Here is a 22,837-nt window from a genome sequence, read left to right as displayed (position 1 = left end):
TTGAGTTCAGCGGCATAACCATATGACTAATTTAAGCGTTCAGGATCAGGACTTATGGCGAGAAGAGGTAGCACTACAACACTCATCTTGTAAAAAACCAATCACGCCATTTAGCATATCGTACTGCGGGACACAGTATAATGTTCGTCCATCTCGCAGTTGCTTAATCAACCCGGCAGAAACCAATCCCGAAATGTGATGAGATAATGTTGAGCCTGGGATCCCTAGCTCTTCTTGCAGTTTGCCAACGGGTAAACCATCATATCCCGCTTTCACCAAATGCTTATAGACACACAGCCGTGTCGGGTGGCCTAATTCTTTCAGCGCCTTAGCGACCACATCGAGATCCATCATCACTCTCCAAGTCAATTAATACTTCGATAATAACAGAAATAACCAGTTCAAATCTATCTCACACCATTGTCTGGCTCGGCCTACGCCATACCACTATCGAGCAATAACAAGAGATAAATCTAAAACGCCTCCACTAACACATTGAATTTCATTGATTAGGTTCACATTTAGGTATCTTGATAAGAATTAGGTATAATTCTGCGCCACTCAATATTCTCCTACGAGATCGATAATGAAAACATTTATTCCAGGTAAAGATGCCGCGCTTGAAGTGTCTATCGAGCATTTTCAGTCCAAGCTAAAGCAACTTGGTTTTAATATTGAAGCAACCTCATGGATTAACCCTATCCCTAATGTGTGGTCTGTGCATATGCATGATATTGATGCACCAATGAACATCACCAAGGGTAAGGGTGTTACCAAAAAAGCCGCTTTAGCATCAGCCCTGGGAGAATATTTCAAGCATCTATCCGCTAACTCTTTCTACGCTGATTATTATCTGGGGGAAGACATTGCCAACAGTGCATTTGTCCATTACCCAAATGAAAAATGGTTCCCAATCGAATTAGAGGAAAATTTGCCACCAGAAGGGATCTTGGATGAGCACCTAACCCAATTTTACGATCCAACCATGGAGCTGTTGGGTACCGATCTGGTCGATTTACAATCGGGCAATATGGCACGCGGTGTCTGCTGTCTGCCTTTTGAGCGTCAAAGCGATAAAGAAACGGTATACATCCCGATGAATATCATTGGTAATCTGTATGTTTCAAATGGCATGTCTGCAGGCAACACCAAGATGGAAGCCCGTACTCAAGGCTTGTCTGAAGTCTTCGGACATAGCATCAAGAACCGCATTATTGCAGAACGTATCAGCCTACCAGAGATCCCGGCTCACGTGATCAACCGCTACCAGAGCATTAAAGAGTCCATTGATACCTTAGAAGCTAAAGGTTTCCCAATTTACTGCTATGACGCCTCACTCGGTGGTAAATATCCGGTGCTCTGTGTGGCCTTACTGAATCCGAAAAACAGCACCTGCTTTGCTGCTTTTGGGGCTCATCCTCGTTTCGAGGTTGCTTTGGAACGCGCGGTTACTGAATTACTGCAAGGCCGTGATCTGAAAGATTTAGACGTTTTCCCAGCGCCATCATTCGACAACGAACAAGTGGCCGATCACCATAACCTTGAAACTCACTTCATTAATTTTTCAGGCCTTATCTCTTGGGAGCTGTTCAAAAATGAAGCCGACTTTGATTTTGTTGACTGGAATTTCAATGGTAGTTCAGAGGAAGAATTTAATCACCTGATGGGGATTTTTGCCAAAGAAAATAGCGAAGTTTACATCACTGACTACAATCACCTAGGCGTAGATTGCTGCCGTATCATCGTACCTGGCTGGTCTGAAATCTACCCGATTGAAGAATTAATCGAAGCCAATAATAATGTTGCAATGGAACTACGTGAGACGTTCCTAGCGCTGCCAAGTGTCGAATGGGATGCGGAACAATATGCCGAAATGTATAGCATCTTAGAAGAAGAAGACTTTGATGACGCTAACCGCTTATACGAAATTATTGGCTTAGTTCCTCAAGCAGGTGATGCGTGGCAGACCCTGCGTATTGGCGAGCTTAAATGCTTACTCGCACTGGCGGGTGGTGATCTCGAATTGGCACTTGAGCAAGCCCGCTGGTGTGTCGATTACAATGTGTCAACCTATTCAGCAGAACGTGCCTGTTTCTTCCGATGTCTGGTTGCCAGCTTGCAACTGGTCCTAGATGAAAATCGTGATCCTGAACAATACAAAGCCGTTTTTGAACGTATGTACGGGAAAGAAACGGTGGCTGCGGCATGGGGTTCAATTGAAGGCACCGTGCGCTTCTATGGCCTAACCGCAGGCGATCTCAGTATGAGTCAGTTCCCTGCGCACCAAAAACTGCTGGCGTCTTACCATAAACTACAAGCCGCCAAGCAAGCCAACGCGTAATTACATCACTAAATCGCACTTTTTCCCATGCCAGCCTTCGTGCTGGCATGGCTTAAACTGTACTTTGATTACACACCATTAAATTCATAAATTCAAAAAAAGTTGAACGTAATGGCTGTTTTTTCGACATTGTTATGACACTTTATTAGTATCACTCACTGAAAATACTCACCTCGTTACAAAACAAAAAAATAAAATAATAAACAATCACTTAAGAATAAAATACTCTCATCAATTCCATTTTAAACCTCTACTTTGATTATTAAATTTCTTTCATAGTCCCTAACATTTAGACTTTACACTCAATTTTTTTTAGGTATCTTCTTAGAATATTTTAGCGAGAGTGATCAAGATCAATTCCATTTTTATGGACAAACGGTACACTGCGTTCAAATTTGGTGAAAATTAATTACATTCACGTAGCGCAGCACCTGAATCGGTAACTTTTCAGGCTACAAGATTGTATTTACACCAAAACAATAAGAATTATTTTTAACGTAGAACGAGGCACTTATGTCATCACAAGAAAGAAGTTATCAGGAGCTACACCGCCCTGCATCTGACTTCGCTAGTCGTTCAGACTATCTTGATCATGAGCTAAAAATCATGAAGCCGCGTCGCTGGAAGCTAAACCTTCCTGGGCGTGATTTCCGTTTTGAACTGGAAGATCTGGTTCCTGCACTAGCAGGTACTATTGGCATTATCGCGATGTACTCTGCGGTAATGATGTCCTGGGCCGAAGGCCTAACTGCAGCTTGGGATCACGTCAATCTTGGTAAAGAGTTCGCGATCGAAGTTGCACGTGTAGAAATGTTAATTCCAGCGTTGCTTTTCTGTGTTCTTGCTTCGGGCTTTTTCAACCCGCGCGCGAACCTTGCAGGCAACCATGGGCCAATGATCCCTCTTATCGGCACGATCGCTCTTGCCGGTGCACACCCTCTGGCATTGGCTCTTTTAATTGGTGTTTTTGGCCTAATTTTGAGCTTCCTAAAAGGTGGGTCGAAACTGGTTAATCTCACCTCAGAAGGCACCGCTGGTGGTTTGCTGATATTCTTAGGTTTGACAGGCACCATGAGCCAAATCACGTCAATCCAGGAATGGGCTGTTGGCCTTCAATCACCAACGGTTGAGGCGGGCAGCATGGGGTATGTCGGCTTAATTGTTCTTGCAGTAACGATTGCGCTTTACGCATTCCTTGCAAAAGTGAACAAGCGTTGGTTGGCTATTCCTGTTTGTGCAGTTACAGGCCTAAGCATTGCGCTAATTCTTGGCGCGGGCTTTGACATCAAGTTTGTAACAGAAACAGGTTTACCAAACCTAAATCCAGTTTACTGGTGGGGCAATACAGAACAAGGTTGGATGCTTGGTCTACCAAACATGCAACACTTCATTGCATCGCTACCATTTGCCATTCTAGCTGTTGCTATGTGGTCGCCAGACTTCCTTGGCCACCGTATTTTCCAAGAGCTAAACTATCCAAAAGGTGCCGATAAAGTACTGATGGATGTTGATGATACTATGACCATGTGTTCTGTTCGTCAAATGGTTGGTACCGCAGTGGGCGGTGGTAACATCACGTCGTCTTGGGGTACTTACATGATCCCTGCGGCAATCGCGAAACGCCCAATCCCAGCAGGTTCAATCTTGCTTGGTCTATTAGTGATGATCATTGCTATCCTTGGCTTCCCGATGGATATCGCGGTATGGCCTCCGGTAATGCGTGTTGCACTTCTTGTCGGTGTCTCACTGCCACTACTTGAAGCGGGTATGCAGATGGTTAAAGATGCGAAAGGCTCACAGGCCGCAGGTATCTGTATCTTCGCCTCTGCTGTTGTTAACCCTGTATTGGCGTGGGCGCTAACCATGCTACTGGACAACAACGGCCTGATCGGCGATAAAGAGCGCGCAGCGCGTCTATCTTTCGCTGACAAAGTTATTATTCCTGTAGGCGTACTAGTGATCTGTGTGGTTGCTATGCTTGCAGTCGGTATGTTTGAAGACCAGTACGGTATTCCAGCACTACTATAATAATGAAGGGCAGTGTTCATACACTGCCCTCTCTCATTGGTGTTTGCTAGCACTAATACGAATAATCAAATCGTGTAATATGTCTATTCGATTATCCGTATTATTGTTACTAAAAGTGTGTTGTCCGTTCTTGGACGGGGCTGGCTCAACAGTCTACGCAACACGTGTTTTTTCTACTAAAAAGGTAGGTATGTCATGGCAGAGCAATTTGCTGCATGGGAAGGCTTCACAGCTGGTGATTGGCAGAACGAAGTAAACGTTCGTGACTTTATCCAAAAAAACTACACTCCTTTCGAGGGTGACGGTTCTTTCCTAGAAACAGAAGCGACTCCAGCTACAGCTAAGCTTTGGGCTGCTGTAATGGAAGGCATCAAGCAGGAAAACGCGACTCACGCACCTGTTGATTTCGATACAGACGTTGTTTCTACTATCACTGCACATGATGCAGGCTACATCGACAAAGAACTTGAAACTATCGTAGGTCTTCAAACTGACGCGCCTCTTAAGCGTGGTTTGATCCCTAACGGTGGTATCCGCATGATCGAAAACTCATGCAAAGTATACGGTCGTGAACTAGATCCTACTATCAAGAAAGTTTACTCAGAGCTTCGTAAAACACACAACCAAGGTGTTTTCGATATCTACACACCTTCTATCATCAAATGTCGTAAGTCTGGTGTTCTAACTGGTCTTCCTGATGCATACGGCCGTGGTCGTATTATTGGTGACTACCGTCGTATCGCACTATACGGTATCGACAAGCTAATGGCTGATAAGCTAGCTCAATTCACTTCTCTAGAAGAAATGTTTGAGAAAGGCGAAGATCTTCAAATGACTATGCAACGTCGTGAAGAGATCTGTGAACAGCACCGTGCTCTTGGTCAAATCAAGACTATGGCTGCTAAGTATGGTTGTGATATCTCTCTTCCTGCAACAACTGCACAAGAAGCTATCCAATGGACTTACTTCGGCTACCTAGCTGCTGTTAAATCACAAAACGGTGCTGCAATGTCTCTAGGTCGTACTTCGACTTTCCTAGACATCTACATCGAGCGTGATATCGCTGCAGGTAAGATCACTGAAGCCCAAGCTCAGGAAATGATCGACCACTTCGTAATGAAACTACGTATGGTTCGCTTCCTACGTACTCCTGAGTACGATGAGCTATTCTCTGGTGACCCAATCTGGGCAACAGAATCAATGGGTGGTATGGGTCTTGACGGTCGTACACTAGTTACTCGTTCAAACTTCCGTTTCCTAAACAGCCTATACACTATGGGTCCTTCTCCAGAGCCAAACATCACTGTTCTTTGGTCTGAGCAACTACCTGTAGGCTTCAAGAAGTTCTGTGCGAAGGTATCTATCGATACGTCTTCTATCCAGTACGAAAACGATGACCTAATGCGTCCAGACATGGACTCAGACGATTACGCAATCGCTTGTTGTGTATCTCCAATGGTTGTTGGTAAGCAAATGCAGTTCTTCGGTGCTCGTGCTAACCTTGCTAAGACTATGCTTTACGCAATCAACGGCGGTATGGATGAGAAGCTTAAGATTCAAGTAGGTCCTAAGACTGAAAAAGTAACTGCTGAAGTTCTTGATTATGCAGATACTATGGATCGTCTAGATCACTTCATGGATTGGTTAGCAACGACTTACGTTTCTGCGCTAAACGCTATTCACTGGAGCCACGATAAGTACAGCTACGAAGCATCGCTAATGGCTCTACACGATCGTGATATCAAGCGTACAATGGCTTGTGGTATCGCAGGTCTATCTGTTGCTGCTGACTCACTATCTGCAATCAAGTTCGCTAAAGTTAAGCCTATCCGCGACGAAGATGGCATCGCTATCGATTTCGAAATCGAAGGTGACTATCCTAAGTTCGGTAACAATGACTCACGCGTTGATGACATCGCATGTGACCTTGTTGAGCGCTTCATGAACAAGATCCGTACTCACAAAATGTACCGTGATGCGATCCCTACTCAGTCTATCCTTACTATCACTTCTAACGTTGTGTACGGTAAGAAGACTGGTAACACACCAGACGGTCGTCGTGCAGGTGCTCCTTTCGCACCAGGTGCTAACCCAATGCACGGTCGTGACGAAAAAGGCGCTGTAGCTTCACTTACTTCTGTAGGTAAACTACCGTTTGCACACGCTAAAGATGGTATTTCTTACACCTTCTCTATCGTTCCAAACGCACTAGGTAAAGATCTTGATACTCAAGAAACTAACCTAGCTGGTCTAATGGATGGTTACTTCCACCATGAGTCAGGCATCGAGGGTGGTCAACACCTAAACGTTAACGTTCTTAACCGCGAAACTCTAGAAGACGCAGTTAAGCACCCAGAGAACTACCCACAGTTAACTATCCGTGTATCGGGTTATGCTGTGCGTTTTAACTCTCTAACTGCTGAACAGCAGGCTGACGTTATCGCTCGTACTTTCACAGCATCTCTATAATTGAGTGCTGATCTCTTCTGTGCTGCTTAGGTAGCCGAAGAATATAAACCGGCCTATATGGCCGGTTTTTTTATATCGGCTTGTTCCCCCTCAAAATCGCATCTTCTCGACATAAAAAACAAATATCGTACAATTCAATACAAACACGTTTTTATGTAAAATAATCTCTATTTTTCAACTTGTTACAGGTTAAATAATATTACAATATCATCCTTAATACAGGATAATTCAACCTCTTAGCTTGCACCGTGTTGAGTATAAGAAATTAGGCTCGTAGTATGCCCTACACGACAACTCCGTTTAAATATCACTTATGTCCACACCAATGTCTTTAATGCATCTTGCAAAACTTACCTATCCTGATGAGCTGGCTGAAAAATACCATCCATTGTGGCAATACCGACTGAAATTCCTTTTACGTGCATCACTCTTCCGTTCATCATTAAACAGACTACAAACTGGCATTGCGCCTGATATGCTGGAAAAATTACTGACGCTGCATAACCGCTTTCTTGAAAAGCCTATGCGGCCCTATTTAACCGTCAAAGGCTCCCCGGCTCAGCGGGCAGAGAAGGTAGTGAAGCACTATCAATTTGTCTCGCAATATTTACCCGTCGTAACAACCCAGGCCATCTATCAAGCACAACCGGGTTTAGAGCTAACTCGCTTTAGTGTCAACGATGACGATTACCGTCTCGCGATTATGTTTGATGCGCGTTATCAAAAAGAAGGAGAAATGACATTAAAGCTACTTGATAGTAAAGGGCTGCCTTTCTACGCAGTGTCATTTTCTATTATGGATGGAGAAAAGGGGCGAGAACTGGCAATCGGTGGAATCCAGGGGCCATCAAGCTCAGCTGAAAACAACGTGAAAATCAAAGCCCTTACAAAAACACTTCATGGTTTACGACCAAAAGACTTAATGATCAAAATGCTGACTATCATAGCGAATATTTGGCAAGTCGATCATATTCTGGCGGTCCGTAACCGCGCGCACATCTATCGCGCCCGCCGTTATGAGAAAGGAAAAGTAAAAGCAGATTATGATGCCCACTGGCGGGCATTAAATGCGGCTGAATATAACCGCGATTTTGTCGAGTTAAGTAACATAGACATCCGTAAGGCACCAGAAGAAATATCACGCCCTAAGCGAGCTATGTACCGCCGTCGCTATGAATGGCTAGATCTCATGACAGAAACGTTGGAACAAAAACTGCGTCTTCGCCCTCAACCTAACAAGTAGACATTGACCTTGCTATACGCCCATCTCAACACATGATGGCGCATAATTAAAGATAAAACCGGCCTATTCGTGTCGGTTTTTATTCGATTTTTTTCAGTAAATACTTCTGACCACTCATTTATTTATCAAATAGCGATCGCTATCAAAACAAACGTACTATTCGGTATTGGATAAGATCCGGTATAATCCAATCAACTTTTGCAATATACCCAAGTCACCTCAAGATGCAGGGTTCAGAGTGAGCTCAGCGCTTTCAATGCTAGGAAAATGTCTGAATGAATGATGTTCCTATCAAGGACATTTGACACTGAAGTGATTGCATTGAATCACTTCCGAGGGCGAGATTTATTAACGTCTACTCCTCGTTGCTAATTTTTAACGTAGAACCACTATGTCTACAAATCTACGCCTTAATTAGCAGCCAATACCTTTTCGCTGAAACGAGCATCTTGAGGTAACTTGCGTATTCATTAATGCTCAATGGAATCGAGCGTCTACTTAGCACTAGATAGTTTCTGTTATTGTCTCATCAAGGACTGACAATTAACGAATCGCAGTAGGTCCATGGTCTTTAATGTTGCACACCAAAACCGTTCTAGTCGTTGATGACAGCCATATAATCCAGCAGACAACCAAAGCCGTCCTCTTAAAAGCAGGCTTTACCTCAAGCCAGATTTATACCGCCAGTAATGCTGCCGATGGACTACTGCTATGCAAGGCAAACACGATTGATATTTTGCTACTGGATTTTAACCTCGGCAACGGCCAGTCTGGACTTCAGCTTCTAGAGCAATTACATCGTTTGCGGTTACTCGACCACCATCCTCTGGTTCTCATTATCACCGCTGACGATTCTCTACCTATCGTCATGGCCTTTGCCGAGTTTGAGCCAGACGATTACCTAATCAAACCCCTACGCCAAGATATTTTACAGCAACGCCTCAGGATTAATTTTAGTCAGCAAGAGCTAAACAATACCGTATGGCAGGCTTATCGCACTCACACTGTCACGGGAGCAAAACACGCTCTGCAGCAGGCGAGCAGTGAAAAAAGCTTTCGTTTAGCCATTACGCACCTGTGTAAGAGACTGGCTCGCAATGATATGAGTGAGGCAGCTATATCGATATTAACCAGCGTGACCCAGCAACATAATTACCTACCAGCCAAGCTGTTACTGGCCGAATTATTACACCGGACAGGTCAAAATATACCTGCATGTAAATTAATCAATGACATGCTTAAGATACATCCTCGGCATATTAAGGTCCTTGATCTTGCCGCCCGCACCTATTTTGCTAATCAGCACTTTAAACAAGGCTATGAAGCTTGGGTGCAAGCTCATCAGCTCAGCCATTATAATTTTGAACGCGTATTTGGTCTGCTACTGATCGAGCTAGCGCTGTTCTCCGAACGTGGCCACATCGATAAAATTGTCCGTGACGGTAGCCGACTATTACCAAGTTCAATGTGGGATAACAATGACCGACGATGCTTGTTGGCCTGGGGGATGTTGCAGCAGCCGAACAAATCTCACTATTCACTAGAAAAACTATGGTGTGGCATTAGCCAGAAACAGGGGATCATGACCTCCGAGCGGCCTTTTTTACAGCTGTTAAACGCCTGGCAAAAAATCCAGCAAGGACACACTTTAATGGCATTCAAACAGCTAAAGAATATCCACCAAAACCATGAGACCAAGTACAGTTATGGCTTTCAATTTATCTTATTCAATATTTATCAGCAACTGGGTATGCGTACGGCTATGCGACAAACCCTTGCAAAGGCAGCATTGCTTTGTACTCAAGAAACCTATGGCAGCCATAGAGCGATAAAGTATCAATGGATTAAAGAGTATCGCTACCTCCTAACCGAGGATACTGAGTATCACAACGCATTACGATGCTACGAACACTCACCTAAGCAGGCTACTTCTGCCATTTTAAAAGCTTGGCAACACAATCGTTTTGACATCATGCTGGCTTACTCTCTGATCAACCTGTATTGCGATAACTTGATTGAGCTGAATCAGGCAACACGTGAAACCTTTATCCAAGCCCGCTGGGTCTTTGAATCATTACCGCAGAGACCCGCATGGTACAGCCAGTTGCAAGACACCAATTCCATCTTACAAACACCAGTCCAGACCATGACAACACAAGCCAAAGGGCAGATCACCGTATGACCCGATTATTGCTGTGCATACTATTATTACTCCCTAACATTGTTTGGGCCGATAGCCACAACAAAACAATCTTAAAAGTGGGCTATCCGGCGTTTGACTGGGCTCCTTTTTCCTACGTTTCAGAGGATGGTAAGGTATCAGGTCTACTGCCCGCGCTGTTTGATGAAATGGTAAAAGACAGTGATTTCACCATAGAGACGCACCTCTACCCAAACTTCTCAGAGGTTCTGCAAGCTATCGATAATAATGAAATCGATATTCTGGTTGGTGTCTCATCCACGTATGAACGACAAAAAAACATGGCATTTAGTCAGCCGTTGATGATCATCCCCATGGCGGCGATTACCAGAACAAGTTCACTTCATAATATTCATCAACTCAATGATAAGCTCATTGCCCTTGAGCAGGGATTTGCTATCGGTGAACAATTCCAGCAATTAGCCGCGAATAAACTTCAGCTGGTCTCTTTCCCGACCAGTAACCAAGCGTTTATTGCCGTAGAACACGGTACAACCGATGCCTATATTGGTAATGCCATCACGCTTGATGAGATGCAAAACCATCACAACACCGAAGGTAAGCTCCACTTAAATTTACTTGAAGATGTCCCCTATGAACGTCTGTATATCACGGCGCATAAGCAGCAAGAAAATATTATCACCGAATTGGATAAAGCCCTGGATAGATTGACCCCAGATGCGTTAGCGACGATATACAATACCTGGTTATCAAAAAATCAGCAGGCGCTTTTATCCCACAATAACAGTCTCAACCTCACTGACGAAGAATCAGCTTGGTTAGAACAACGAAATAGGCTCAAGATCGCCTACCATCCCAGCGATTATCCCTTTCAGTTTACTGATGAGGACGGCAAGATGGCGGGCCTCGGCGCAGACGTGCTTAACCAGCTAACCCAGCAACTCGATATCACCATGGTGCCTATCGTCAATGCTAATTTTAACGATATTTTGGCACAGCTGGATGCTGGGACATTGGATGCTGTCGCTGCAGTAACCTGTACACCAGAGCGACTCCAAATCCTCAACTGTACCCAGCCTTATAGTCAAGAAAAATGGGTGATGGTAGCGCCTGTCAGTCATAACCAAGACTATATCAATACGCAAATCCGCATTGGTAGTGTTGCTAACCAATTTGGGGAGATACTGACCACACAGCTTTATTCGCAAAACCCGATTATCCTGTATCCCGATAGCAAAGCCTTGTTGCAGGCGATCGAGAACAACGAAATTGATACCGCCGTGATCTCACTGGCCAGCGCATCACAACTGTTGCAAGGGCCGCTTCTTGGCAAACTCCGGGTACTCGCCTCCAAAGTCGACAGACAAGCTCAACCTGTCGGCATTGCCATGTCACTGCATAATTCATTATTAAAAGATATTTTGAATAAAGCCATGGCGGCCGTACCACCGGATCAATTAATTAGTATTAAAAATAAATGGAACACCGTCACACTGACCAGCGGAATATCAATCAACCAAATCGCCTTATGGGCAATTGGGTTAATAGGACTTATAACGGTGATCATTGCGACCTTTCTTTATTGGACGAGGAAACTCAATAATGAAATTCGCCAACGCAAAAGTATTGAAGAAAAGCTAACCTACCTGACCAATAATTTTGACGGTATCCTGCTACAGCACCACCAGCGAAGTAAAGACCCTGAAGATATTGAATTATTATTTGTCAGCGATACCATCACCGACCTCATCGGACTGCCAGCTCAGACTCTCCGAGACCGTCCAGCATTGATTGTTGACTTACTTCGTCAGCGCAATGACAGTAACTGGTTATTTACTGAAATACGCCGTGCTATTACCCGCGGTTATTGGCAAACAGAGCTACAGTTACAGTCCACAGGAAGCCAAAAACAGTGGATAGAAATCCGCAGCCAAATCCTGCCTCTGAATAACGGATGGCAGTGGACCAGTATCCTGATTGATATCAGCGAGATGAAAAAGCAACAACTTGAACTCGAACGTGCTCGGACGCTGGCTGAAAGTGCAACTGAGGCGAAATCCCGCTTCCTGGCCATGATGAGTCATGAGATCCGCACACCGATCAGCGGAATGATGAGCCTGCTAGAGCTAATGGAACCCTATGCCAAACACCAACCCAATATTGGTAGCATCTACACAAACCTGAATCACTCAGCTCATAACCTGCTGAATATCGTTAATGATGTGCTCGACTTTTCTAAAATTGAAGCGGGTAAACTGACCCTATCACCCGTACCTAGCATGCTCACAGAACTGATCAGCACGCTGGTACAACCGCATGTTATTCATGTGCAGCAAAAAGGACTCACCTTTCAGCTTTGGCAAGATCCATCCGTGGCTACCCAGCTATATGTCGATGAACTCCGGCTGAAGCAAGTACTGAACAACCTACTCAATAACGCCTCTAAATTTACCGAGCAAGGAACAATCTCGCTATTAATTGACGTGGTTGCCCAAGATGATATACATCAAACGTTACGATTTACAATAACAGACACAGGGATAGGGATCAGCGAACAGGATATCGGAAAACTATTCCAACCGTTCGAACAAGCGGATGTCAGTACAGAGCGACGTTTCAACGGGACCGGACTCGGACTCTCAATTTGTCGTCAAATAGTGACGCTGATGGGGGGCGAAATAAATGTAGCAAGTACACCACAGCAAGGTACATCATTTAGTTTTAGTCTGGTCACAAAGATCATTACACCAGCCAACCAGCCAATACTGGATCGGCGCTGCGGCCTTGTAGGTCGTACACTAAGCAATGACATCGCACTGCCACACTACCTGTCTTACTGGCAGTGTAAGACATTCAACGGAGAACCAAATTCTGTCACTGAACTGGCAAAGTGGGTTAATCAACATCAATTAGACACCGTGTTTATCTCTCATCACTGGATGAACCAGCACTGCAATGACATCGCTTGGGATCCCTTGTGTTCAACAATACGGGTGATCGTAATGTCTGATGCCGTAATGTTCTCCCCCGAGCCCATGGCTAATGGTTGGATCATTTCCGCGATGCCGCTACTTCCATGTCAGTTGTATCATGCGCTGGTCACTCATGCCGAGTCGCCACTCAACGTCCTGCATGAACACATGGAAGAACCGCTACTGACAATCAGTCGCGAACAGGCAATAGTGCGGGGACAGTTGCTACTCGTCGCTGAAGATCACCCGATCAACCAACAAATCATCAAACAGCAGCTACAACGATTAGGCTATTATGCTGATATCGTCGACAATGGGCTTTTAGCATTAGAGGCGCTCGATCAGCAACGCTACGCCTTATTAATCACTGATTGCCATATGCCAATATTAGATGGTTATGGATTAATCAAAGCCATACGCCAGAAACAAGCACTCATACCGGCTTCGGATTCACACCCGAACTTTCAGCTACCCGTTATCATGTTGACAGCCAATACCACGACCAGTGAAACTGAATACCTTGATAAGCATGGATTTGATGCATATTTAACCAAGCCTGTATCCATCCCTGTCTTGGCTGAGACCTTAGCGCACTGGCTGCCATCCTCCCCCAATGAGCCTTCTTTCACGCCTGATGATATCTGGGATCTGGGGGAGTTTCTTCCACCAGCCAACACTGATAAGGCAGAACCCATTGATTGGGCATTCGATCTCCCACAATCGGCCCCCACTGTTGATGATATTTGCATTAGCATGCACTCTGACGCTAATATCAATATGCCAAACGGGCCAATTGCGATTCAACAGCTGATCAGCATGTTTGGTGAGCCTTCCGTCTGCATTGAATTTATGCACCAGTATCTCACGAGCTGTCAGATAGACTATAGTGATCTTGCTATCGCCGTAGACAACCTTGATATTGAAGCCGTCCAACAAATCAGCCACAGAATGAAAGGCGCAGCAAAAATGATGGCATATCATGCAATGGCCAATCACTGCGAAACCATAGAGCAAATGGCAATGATTGGTAATATAGAACACACCACGCTACCGAATACATTGAGTCTTATCACTGCGCTGCAAGATCAAGTGGAACAACTGTAATGCATATATTACTGGTCGAAGATCACCCCTTCCAGCAACAAGTCCTGACCAACCAGATCAAGCAGGCGAATCATAGCCACCACGTTATATCTCTTGCCTCCACAGGTAAGGAGGCACTAACACATATGGCTGCGTATAAGCCAGATATTTTAATTTGTGATCTGAATATGCCCGAAATGGATGGCATAACATTCTTAAGCCATCTCGCTCAACAGAAATATCAAGGGGGGATTATTATATCCAGTGCTGCCAGCCCGTCTGTCATTCGCTCCGTCGGAAAAATGTGTCAAAACTACCAACTTGAACTCATCGGCACACTGACTAAACCCACGTCATTTGACAACCTTCACCAGTTACTGGATAAAGCCGAGCTTTATCTGGCATCCCGCTTTAACCAACCTATAATACCGGATATAAATCAGGTTAGTTTAACCGCGAAAGATATCACCGCAGCGTTGGCTGAAAAATGGTTTGTTCCGCATTTTCAGCCGATTGTTGATCTCAAAACCGGGCAATGGGTGAGCTGCGAAGCCCTGATCAGAATGCAACATCCGACCTTTGGCCACTATACGCCGGAAAGCTTTATTGAGCAGCTCTCATCGCAGGGACAAGATGCTGATCTAGCTATGCTAACAATCCACTACATCCTCACTCACGCCCCATTGTTACAAGGTCGTAAGGTGGCAGTGAATATTACCCCACAGACCCTTATCGCTGATGGTTTTGTCGACAAAATCATTGCCCTAGCCCAGCCATTCCCAACCATAAGCCAGCTCATTTCCTTTGAAATCACAGAGTCTGACGCCTTAGAGAATACAGGACTGGGGTTAGAAGCTGCATCCCGATTAGGCATGTATGGATTCAAACTCTCGATTGATGATTTTGGCACTGGCTACTCATCCCTCAAGCAACTTGAACTACTCCCTTTTGAATCACTTAAATTAGACAGAGGCTTTATTCAGGCATTGCCAGACAGCATGACCGCACAAGCTATTGTCGAAGCCAGCCTGCTATTAGCAACCCGGCTATCGCTGCTGACTATCGCTGAAGGCGTAGAAAATCGACAACAATGGCATCTGCTTGAGCAAATGGGGTGCCAATGGGCGCAGGGATTTTATATCAGCAAACCTATTCCAGTTCACGAACTGGCCCTCTGGCACGCAAATTGGCAACAAAAAGTGACTCATCAGCACCAAAACACCTGCTGGCAGACTGATTAAAGGCCAATACATTCTCGACCCAATTATCATATTGAGGATACGGATGTATTTAGCTACTTTCGCTGTGTCGTTTGTAATAAAATAACACCCAAAACACGCATAAGCGGAGAAATTACGTAATGTCAGCAATCGGTCGAATCCACTCTTTTGAAACCTGCGGTACCGTTGATGGTCCGGGGATCCGTTTCATCGTCTTTATGCAGGGCTGCCTGATGCGCTGCCAGTATTGCCACAACCGAGATACTTGGGATTTGCATGACGGTAAAGAAATCACTGTCGATGAATTGATCAAAGAAGCGACATCTTACCGCCATTTCATGAATGCTTCTGGTGGCGGCGTGACGGCCTCTGGCGGTGAAGCGATGCTTCAACCAGAATTCGTCCGTGATTTTTTCCGCGCAGCCCAAGCACAAGGTATTCACACCTGCCTCGATACCAATGGCTATATTCGTAAGCATACTGACGTGGTGGATGAACTGCTGGATGCCTCTGATCTGGTCATGCTGGATCTCAAACAGCTTGACGACAGCATTCACAAAAATTTGGTCGGCGTGCCTAATAAGCGCGTATTGGACTTTGCTCGCTACCTACATCAGCGCGGTCAGAAAACGTGGATTCGCTACGTGATTGTTCCCGGCTATACCGATGACGAACGTTCCGCTCACCTCTTGGGTGACTTTATCAAAGATATGGATAACATCGAGAAGGTCGAGCTGCTGCCCTACCACCAGCTCGGCGAGCACAAATGGGAAGCGATGGGCTTTGATTACCCATTAGCAGGTGTAAAACCACCATCAAAAGAAGTGATGGAAAATATCAAAGCAATCATCAGTAGCTATACTCAAGCCAAAGTAATGTATTAATTCCCCTAGCGATATAAGAAAGGAGAGCAAATGCTCTCCTTTTTATTAATTGTATTGCACAGTTCTTGCGCTACGACCTGTTTTCAAGGTGTATAGCAATATAGACGCTGTATCCCACAGTAAAACATCAATAAATCTTACAAAAATCAAGCATCAATAATAATGATATGTATTGATACGCACATTCACGTCAAATATTGTCACACAAACCAGAACACAACTAAATGTTGTTGTAATATTACACAATAACACTCATTTCGCTGCAGTTTAATCCAGTCAAAAAAGAAGGTAACGCAAAAATACGCCATTATGCATTAATATTGATATAAGTAACTATGTGGAATATCATCAATTAAAATGATACTTTTACATTTCACCTTTTCGATCTTTTATCATCCGAATCGCCTCTCGGCGAATACAATCACGCAGTGGGTTTTCAATCGAATCTGCTCGCCAAATAAACGATAAAGTCCGTTGCATATTCAGCTCAGGAACATTCAATGCGACTAATTCACCACGGTTGATATACTTAACTACGTCCAAATAAGGCAAGCAACTTAAGTATGGCCCATTCTTCACCAATGTTCTAAGTACAGGAATTTGCTCATATTCACGCCAAACATCCAGGTCTTCGATCACCCCATGTAACGCACTCTCAAAACTTTTCCGGGTACCAGCACCTTGTTCACGTAAAACCCACTTAGCCTGCTCAAGCTGAGCAAAACTGACCGTTTCCAAATTTGCATACGGATGATGCTTCGAGGCAATAATCACTAAGTGGTCATGGCACCACACTTCTTGCTCAAGCCGACTATCATCACAACGGCCTTCAATAATCCCTAACTCAGCATCAAAATTACGAACATTATCAACAACTTTTTGAGCGTTTCGCACATCAAGTTGAATCCTTAATTCTGGAAAGTCTTTATCAATAATACTGATAAGGTCAGGTAACAGGTGCTCAGCCGCCGTCTGGCTTGCCGCCACCATAATTTCACCGCTCACGATATGCTGATCGTAAAAACCTAATTCAATCTGCTGAGCATCAAACAATAACTGTTTGGCCCGTGGGCGAAGCCAGGCCCCCCAGTAAGTCAGTGCCATCTGCTTACCTTGACGTTCAAACAGTGCCCGACCAAGTAACTTTTCTAACTGCGATAACGCCATACTGGCCGCAGACTGAGTTAAGGCCAGGTTTTCTGCAGCCTTGCTGACACTCCGCGTACTGGCAACCTCTTCAAAAACAGCCAGTTGCTTGAGCGAATAACGCATAAATATTCTCCCTGAATAACGCGACTAAATGCGTGAACGCAAGCATATCAAGATAAGTGATGAGAGTTAAAATAAATATCAATTTTACTCACTGTTTTTTAAAGAGTTATTCTGACTGGGCTCACTATCCACAGCAAGGAGGAAACGTGACGTTATCAAGCAATCTGTGTTTAACCCATCCCGGTCTGAGTATCGGTCTATTACAAGGAGGCTATTGAGATGGGCGCGGCAACAACATCCAGTAGCAATAATCTCACTCCGAAAGAGATGATGAAACAAGCGGAGTATTATGCGGTCGGTAAGGCATCGAAGCCAACCCGCACCACCATTGCTCTCGCAATCACTGCCGGTGTATTCATTGGTCTAGCATTTGTATTTTATATCACCGTCACCACGGGTAATACCGTGATGAACTGGGGCGTAAATCGAATGTTAGGCGGAATCGCTTTCAGTATGGGCCTGATTCTGGTGGTTATTTGTGGTGGTGAGCTATTCACCAGTACCGTACTGTCATCCATTGCCCGTGCCAACCGCCACATCACAACAGGCAAAATGCTGGCAACGTGGGGCAAGGTGTACTTTGGCAACTTTATTGGCGCCATGTTGCTACTCCTATTGGTAACCACAGCAGGTTTGTACCAGCTCGATGGCGGCCAGTGGGGACTAAATGCACTGAATATTGCGCAGCATAAACTTCACCATCAACCGGCTGAAGCCTTTGCCCTTGGGATCTTGTGTAACTTATTGGTTTGCCTTGCGGTATGGATGACATTCTGTTCAACCAGCATGATGACCAAAATGACAATCATGATCTTGCCTGTCGCCATGTTCGTGAGCACGGGGTTTGAACACAGCGTTGCCAACATGTTTATGGTTCCACTGGGTATTGCTATCCAGAACATGGCACCAGAATCATTCTGGATCAACCTCGGCGTATCACCAGATCAATATGCCGACCTCAATGTGCATAACTTTATTTTCGCCAACCTTATTCCGGTGACACTGGGCAATATTGTCGGCGGCGGCGTTCTGGTTGGACTCACTTACTGGGCTATTTTCAGCTCACCGAAAGAGCACCATGAAACAGCGACACTGATCACCCCTGACTTTTCAAATTCTAATGTATTAAGAATGGATACGACTATGATACAAGAAGACTTACTCGTAAATGATCACATGCGCCCTGCCACCGTTACTCTGCTACCTGCAATGCCAATCGCTCAAGCGCTTGATATTCTGCTAGCGGAAAACTTATCCGGTGCACCAGTACTGACCAGCGATCAGCGTTTAGTTGGTTTCTTCTCCATCCATGATGCAATGGTTGATCTGTGGTGTAAGGACTACATCCCAGACGCTGAAAGCAAAGTGCAAGATCTGATGAAACACGAAATTCAGACTGTGACACCAGAAAATTCTATTCTTGAAATCGCAGAATACATGAGCATTGACAAAAATGTTCTGTACCCCGTCTCAAGCGGCGGCATTGCAACCCAGTTCACCACACTCTCTCTGAACGAGCGTGCACGTAACATGGTTGTAAACCGTCCTCATATCTTCCCAGTGGTTAAGGATGACCGTCTAGTCGGCATTATTACTCGCCAGGAGATCGTACAGGCGCTACGTCCTGTATATGGCAACATCGTATCTGTTACGGATACACCAGCAATTAAAGCACAAGCTGAAATTGCATAAATAAGTTCTAGAAAAATAATTCTATAACGTCATAGCCTACCCAGTGCTCGGGTAGGCTATTTTTTGCATCTTCTCCCCATCCCCGTTAAGCTCCTCATCAAAATAAAAATAACCACAGTTATATCGGAAATTATCTGTATTGACGTGATAATATTGTGGTATAAACCCTCCGCAAACGATTGCGCCACCTATTAAAGTGCCGTGATCGATATATCTCAAGCCACCAATGAGAGGTTATGGGCGTCCATGAAAAGTGATATTGAAATTTGTCGTGAGACCATACTCACCCCTATCGAACAGATCGCACAGCAAGCGGGTATCCTTGCTGACGATCTCACCCCACAGGGCACCCTGAAAGCCAAGGTCAAACCTTCTATTCTCAAACGCCTTGAAACACAACCAGAAGGTAAGTTGGTGGTGGTAACGGCAATCACCCCTACCCCTCTTGGTGAAGGGAAAACCGTCACCACGATTGGCTTGGCACAAGGCCTAGCCAAACTCAGCCAAAACGTAATGGCGTGTATCCGCCAACCGTCCATGGGCCCAGTCTTCGGTGTTAAAGGCGGTGCCGCTGGCGGCGGCTATAGCCAAGTGGCGCCGATGGAAAAGCTGAACCTGCATCTGACGGGTGATATTCATGCCGTTACTGCCGCTCATAATCTGGCGGCAGCGGCTATTGATGCTCGTCTCTATCACGAAGAACGTCACGGCTATGCTGGCTTTACCGAGAAAACCGGGCTGCCAGCATTGCGCATTGATATCCAGCGTATCGTCTGGAAACGGGTCATGGATCATAATGATCGGGCCTTGCGTATGATCACCGTCGGTAAAAATGAACCCGGCAAAGACATCAATGGCATTGAGCGTGAAGATGGCTTTGATATTTCTGCCGCCTCTGAGCTCATGGCTATTCTTGCCCTATCGAAAGATCTGGCTGATATGCGCCAACGTATTGGCCGTATCGTGCTCGCCTATAATATTGATGGCCAACCTATCACGGCTGAGGATCTTCAGGTGGCCGGAGCGATGGCTGTGACTATGTGTGAAGCCATTGAGCCAACACTGATGCAAACACTCGAAGGGGTGCCGACACTGATCCACGCTGGTCCTTTTGCCAACATCGCCCATGGTAACTCATCGATTATTGCCGATCGCATTGCCCTGAAGTTAGCAGACTACACCATCACTGAAGGTGGGTTCGGCTCTGATATGGGCTTTGAAAAAGCCTGTAATATAAAAGCTCAACAAGCAGGTCGAGGGCCTGACTGCGCCGTTGTGGTCACCACCTTGCGAGGTATGAAAGCCAACTCTGGCTTGTACGATCTTCGCCCAGGCCAATCGCTACCAGCGGCAATTTTTGAACCGGATGCAACAGCACTGAAAGCAGGCTTTGCCAACCTACAATGGCATATTAATAATGCGGCTAAATACGGTGTGCCGGTGGTTGTCGCGATTAACCGCTTCCCGCAAGACAGTGATGAGGAGCTGAATCAACTGAAAGATATGATTGAAACAACCCCATTCTCAACGCATGTCGATGTAGCAATCAGTGAAGCATTTAGCAAGGGAGGTGAAGGCGCGACCGAGTTGGCTCAAGCGGTGATCAAAGCCTGCCAGCAACCCGCTCACTTCAAACCGCTATACCAATTAACACAAAGTCTGGAAGAAAAACTGATGACGATCGCCGAAGTCGGCTACGGTGGTCGCGGCGTTGAACTGACAGAGCAGGCCAAGCAGCAGTTGGCTGAGCTCCAAGCACAGGGCTATGAAAACCTTGCGGTATGCATGGCGAAAACCCCTGCGTCAATCAGCCATGATCCGAGCCTGAAAGGCGTTCCGACCGACTTCATCGTTCCGATCCGAGAGCTCAAGCTGTGTGCAGGGGCGGGATTTATCTATGCGCTGTGTGGCAACGTCATGACTATGCCGGGTCTACCTGAAAAACCCGCTTATATGGCATTAGATATTGATGCCAATGGCAACATCATTGGCCTGAGCTGATCAGCTGACATCAAAGCTGCGACACTCAAACGCTAATCCCCATAAAAAACGCCAGCAAATCGCTGGCGTTTTTCTTGATACCTATCAGCAATTACGCCAAGCTGATGAAGATACCCGCCACCGCTGCATTCAACAGGTTAGCTAGAATTGCTGCCATCAGAGTTTTCATCCCCATGGTTGCAATGTCATTACGACGAGAAGGTGCCATCACTCCCATACTGCCCAGCAATATGGCAATTGAACCCAGATTAGCAAAACCACACAATGAGAATGCCATGATAGCTTCAACACGAGGCTCTAGCGCACCACTGGCAATCATAGGTGCAAGCTGAGAAAATGCCACAAACTCATTCACGGTGGTTTTCGTGCCGAACAACACCGCCATTTGCTGCGCAGCATCGAAATCCCAGATCCCAGCAATATAGGCCAATGGCAAGAATAAATAGCCAAAAATCACATCCAAACTCAGCGATGGAATGCCTACCCACTCACCAATACCAGCTAACATACCGTTGATCAGCGCAATCAAACCAACAAAGGCTAATAGCATTGCACCAATGTTCATCGCCACCATCATACCTTGTGATGCCCCTTGTGCCGCAGCATCAATCGCATTGGCGGGTTGGTCATCAGCAATAGCGGCAGACAACTCCGCATCATCAACGGTTTCGGTTTCAGGAATAATCAGCTTTGCCATCAATAGACCCGCAGGCGCAGCCATAAAGGAAGCGGCAAGCAAATAATTCAATGGAATACCCATCTGTGCATAACCAACCAGCACGGAACCTGCCACAGAAGCCATGCCACCAACCATTACCGCAAAAAACTGCGAGCGAGTCATCAAGGTAAGGTAAGGACGGATAGTCAACGGTGCTTCAGAAATCCCGAGGAAAATGTTTGCAGTTGCAGAAATAGACTCAGGACGGCTGGTACCCAATGCACGAGATAGTGCACGGCCAAGTGTGTTGACGATAAATTGCATGATGCCAAAGTAGTATAATACCGACACCAATGCGGAGAAGAACACCACAACGGGTAATACACGCAGTGCAAAAACAAAACCACCACCACCAAACAGTTCAAACATTTTGTTTGACACAAGCCCGCCAAACAGAAAGTCAATGCCATGATTACTGTAATTAATCACACTTTGAACAACGTCAGAAAAGCCAGACAGCGCTTCACGCCCTACGGTGCTATAAAGCACAATGGCAGCAAAGCTCACTTGGATAGTTAGCGCGCCTAGTACAGTACGCCAATTGATACGAGCACGATGCTCAGATAGAAGGTACGCGAGGCCAATCAGCACTAAAACACCGATAACGCCAGATAAAACTTGCATATATAACTCTTAAATACAGAAGAACTGTGCATTTCATTACGAAAAATAAACAGCAGTCCCAGCAGTACCTACACTTAGTCTCGAACAATATGATGAGCCCATTGTGGTTCACCGTCAGATCCAAAGTGC

Annotated in this window: 13 protein-coding genes; 10 read left to right on the top strand and 3 right to left on the bottom strand. The window is 45.4% G+C overall.

Features of this window, described 5'->3' with window-relative positions; all coding sequences use genetic code 11:
- Positions 1-45 precede the first annotated feature (45 nt).
- The gene (locus L4D12_RS16585) at positions 46-351 is read right to left on the bottom strand and encodes an ArsR/SmtB family transcription factor (protein ID WP_428448965.1); all 306 of its coding nucleotides are present in this window, start codon (positions 349-351) and stop codon (positions 46-48) included.
- Between the two features lie 235 nt (positions 352-586).
- Here L4D12_RS16585 and ycaO point away from each other — a divergent pair, with 235 nt between their 5' ends.
- From ycaO to pflA, 8 genes are all read left to right on the top strand, one after another.
- Positions 587-2,341: a 30S ribosomal protein S12 methylthiotransferase accessory factor YcaO gene (ycaO, locus tag L4D12_RS16580; RefSeq protein ID WP_428448956.1), complete on the top strand. Its 1,755-nt coding sequence runs from the start codon at positions 587-589 to the stop codon at positions 2,339-2,341.
- Positions 2,342-2,854: 513 nt separating this feature from the next.
- Entirely contained in the window at positions 2,855-4,369 is a 1,515-nt protein-coding gene (locus L4D12_RS16575; RefSeq protein ID WP_428448955.1) for a DUF3360 family protein, read from the top strand.
- Positions 4,370-4,564: 195 nt separating this feature from the next.
- Positions 4,565-6,838, top strand: coding sequence for a formate C-acetyltransferase (pflB, locus tag L4D12_RS16570; RefSeq protein WP_428448954.1), 2,274 nt, complete (start codon positions 4,565-4,567; stop codon positions 6,836-6,838).
- 325 nt (positions 6,839-7,163) lie between these two features.
- Positions 7,164-8,081 carry a VirK/YbjX family protein gene (locus tag L4D12_RS16565; protein WP_428448953.1) on the top strand — a complete coding sequence of 306 codons (918 nt, stop codon included), beginning with the start codon at positions 7,164-7,166 and terminating at the stop codon, positions 8,079-8,081.
- Between the two features lie 574 nt (positions 8,082-8,655).
- Positions 8,656-10,263: a response regulator gene (locus tag L4D12_RS16560; RefSeq protein ID WP_428448952.1), complete on the top strand. Its 1,608-nt coding sequence runs from the start codon at positions 8,656-8,658 to the stop codon at positions 10,261-10,263.
- Positions 10,260-14,318 carry a transporter substrate-binding domain-containing protein gene (locus L4D12_RS16555; RefSeq protein ID WP_428448951.1) on the top strand — a complete coding sequence of 1,353 codons (4,059 nt, stop codon included), beginning with the start codon at positions 10,260-10,262 and terminating at the stop codon, positions 14,316-14,318. The genes L4D12_RS16560 and L4D12_RS16555 overlap by 4 nt, the downstream gene beginning before the upstream one ends.
- Positions 14,318-15,538 (top strand): EAL domain-containing response regulator, encoded by a 1,221-nt coding sequence (locus tag L4D12_RS16550; protein ID WP_428448950.1) that lies wholly within the window; start codon positions 14,318-14,320, stop codon positions 15,536-15,538. Before L4D12_RS16555 ends, L4D12_RS16550 begins: the two co-directional genes overlap by 1 nt.
- A gap of 119 nt (positions 15,539-15,657) precedes the next feature.
- On the top strand, positions 15,658-16,401 hold the full coding sequence (pflA, locus tag L4D12_RS16545; protein WP_428448949.1) for a pyruvate formate lyase 1-activating protein: 744 nt from the start codon (positions 15,658-15,660) through the stop codon (positions 16,399-16,401).
- Between the two features lie 366 nt (positions 16,402-16,767).
- Here the strand turns inward: pflA and L4D12_RS16540 are convergent, their stop codons facing one another.
- Entirely contained in the window at positions 16,768-17,673 is a 906-nt protein-coding gene (locus L4D12_RS16540) for a LysR substrate-binding domain-containing protein (protein ID WP_428448948.1), read from the bottom strand.
- 219 nt (positions 17,674-17,892) lie between these two features.
- Here L4D12_RS16540 and focA point away from each other — a divergent pair, with 219 nt between their 5' ends.
- Positions 17,893-19,365: a formate transporter FocA gene (focA, locus tag L4D12_RS16535; RefSeq protein WP_428448947.1), complete on the top strand. Its 1,473-nt coding sequence runs from the start codon at positions 17,893-17,895 to the stop codon at positions 19,363-19,365.
- Positions 19,366-19,611: 246 nt separating this feature from the next.
- Positions 19,612-21,366: a formate--tetrahydrofolate ligase gene (locus L4D12_RS16530; protein ID WP_428448946.1), complete on the top strand. Its 1,755-nt coding sequence runs from the start codon at positions 19,612-19,614 to the stop codon at positions 21,364-21,366.
- 91 nt (positions 21,367-21,457) lie between these two features.
- Here the strand turns inward: L4D12_RS16530 and L4D12_RS16525 are convergent, their stop codons facing one another.
- Positions 21,458-22,708: a NupC/NupG family nucleoside CNT transporter gene (locus tag L4D12_RS16525; protein ID WP_428448945.1), complete on the bottom strand. Its 1,251-nt coding sequence runs from the start codon at positions 22,706-22,708 to the stop codon at positions 21,458-21,460.
- Positions 22,709-22,837: the final 129 nt, after the last annotated feature.

The sequence above is a fragment of the Photobacterium nomapromontoriensis genome, assembly GCF_050336815.1.
Taxonomy (GTDB): Bacteria; Pseudomonadota; Gammaproteobacteria; order Enterobacterales; family Vibrionaceae; genus Photobacterium; species Photobacterium nomapromontoriensis.
The sequence above is the reverse complement of the archived record's forward strand: the minus strand, read 5'-3'. Positions and strand labels throughout refer to the sequence as shown.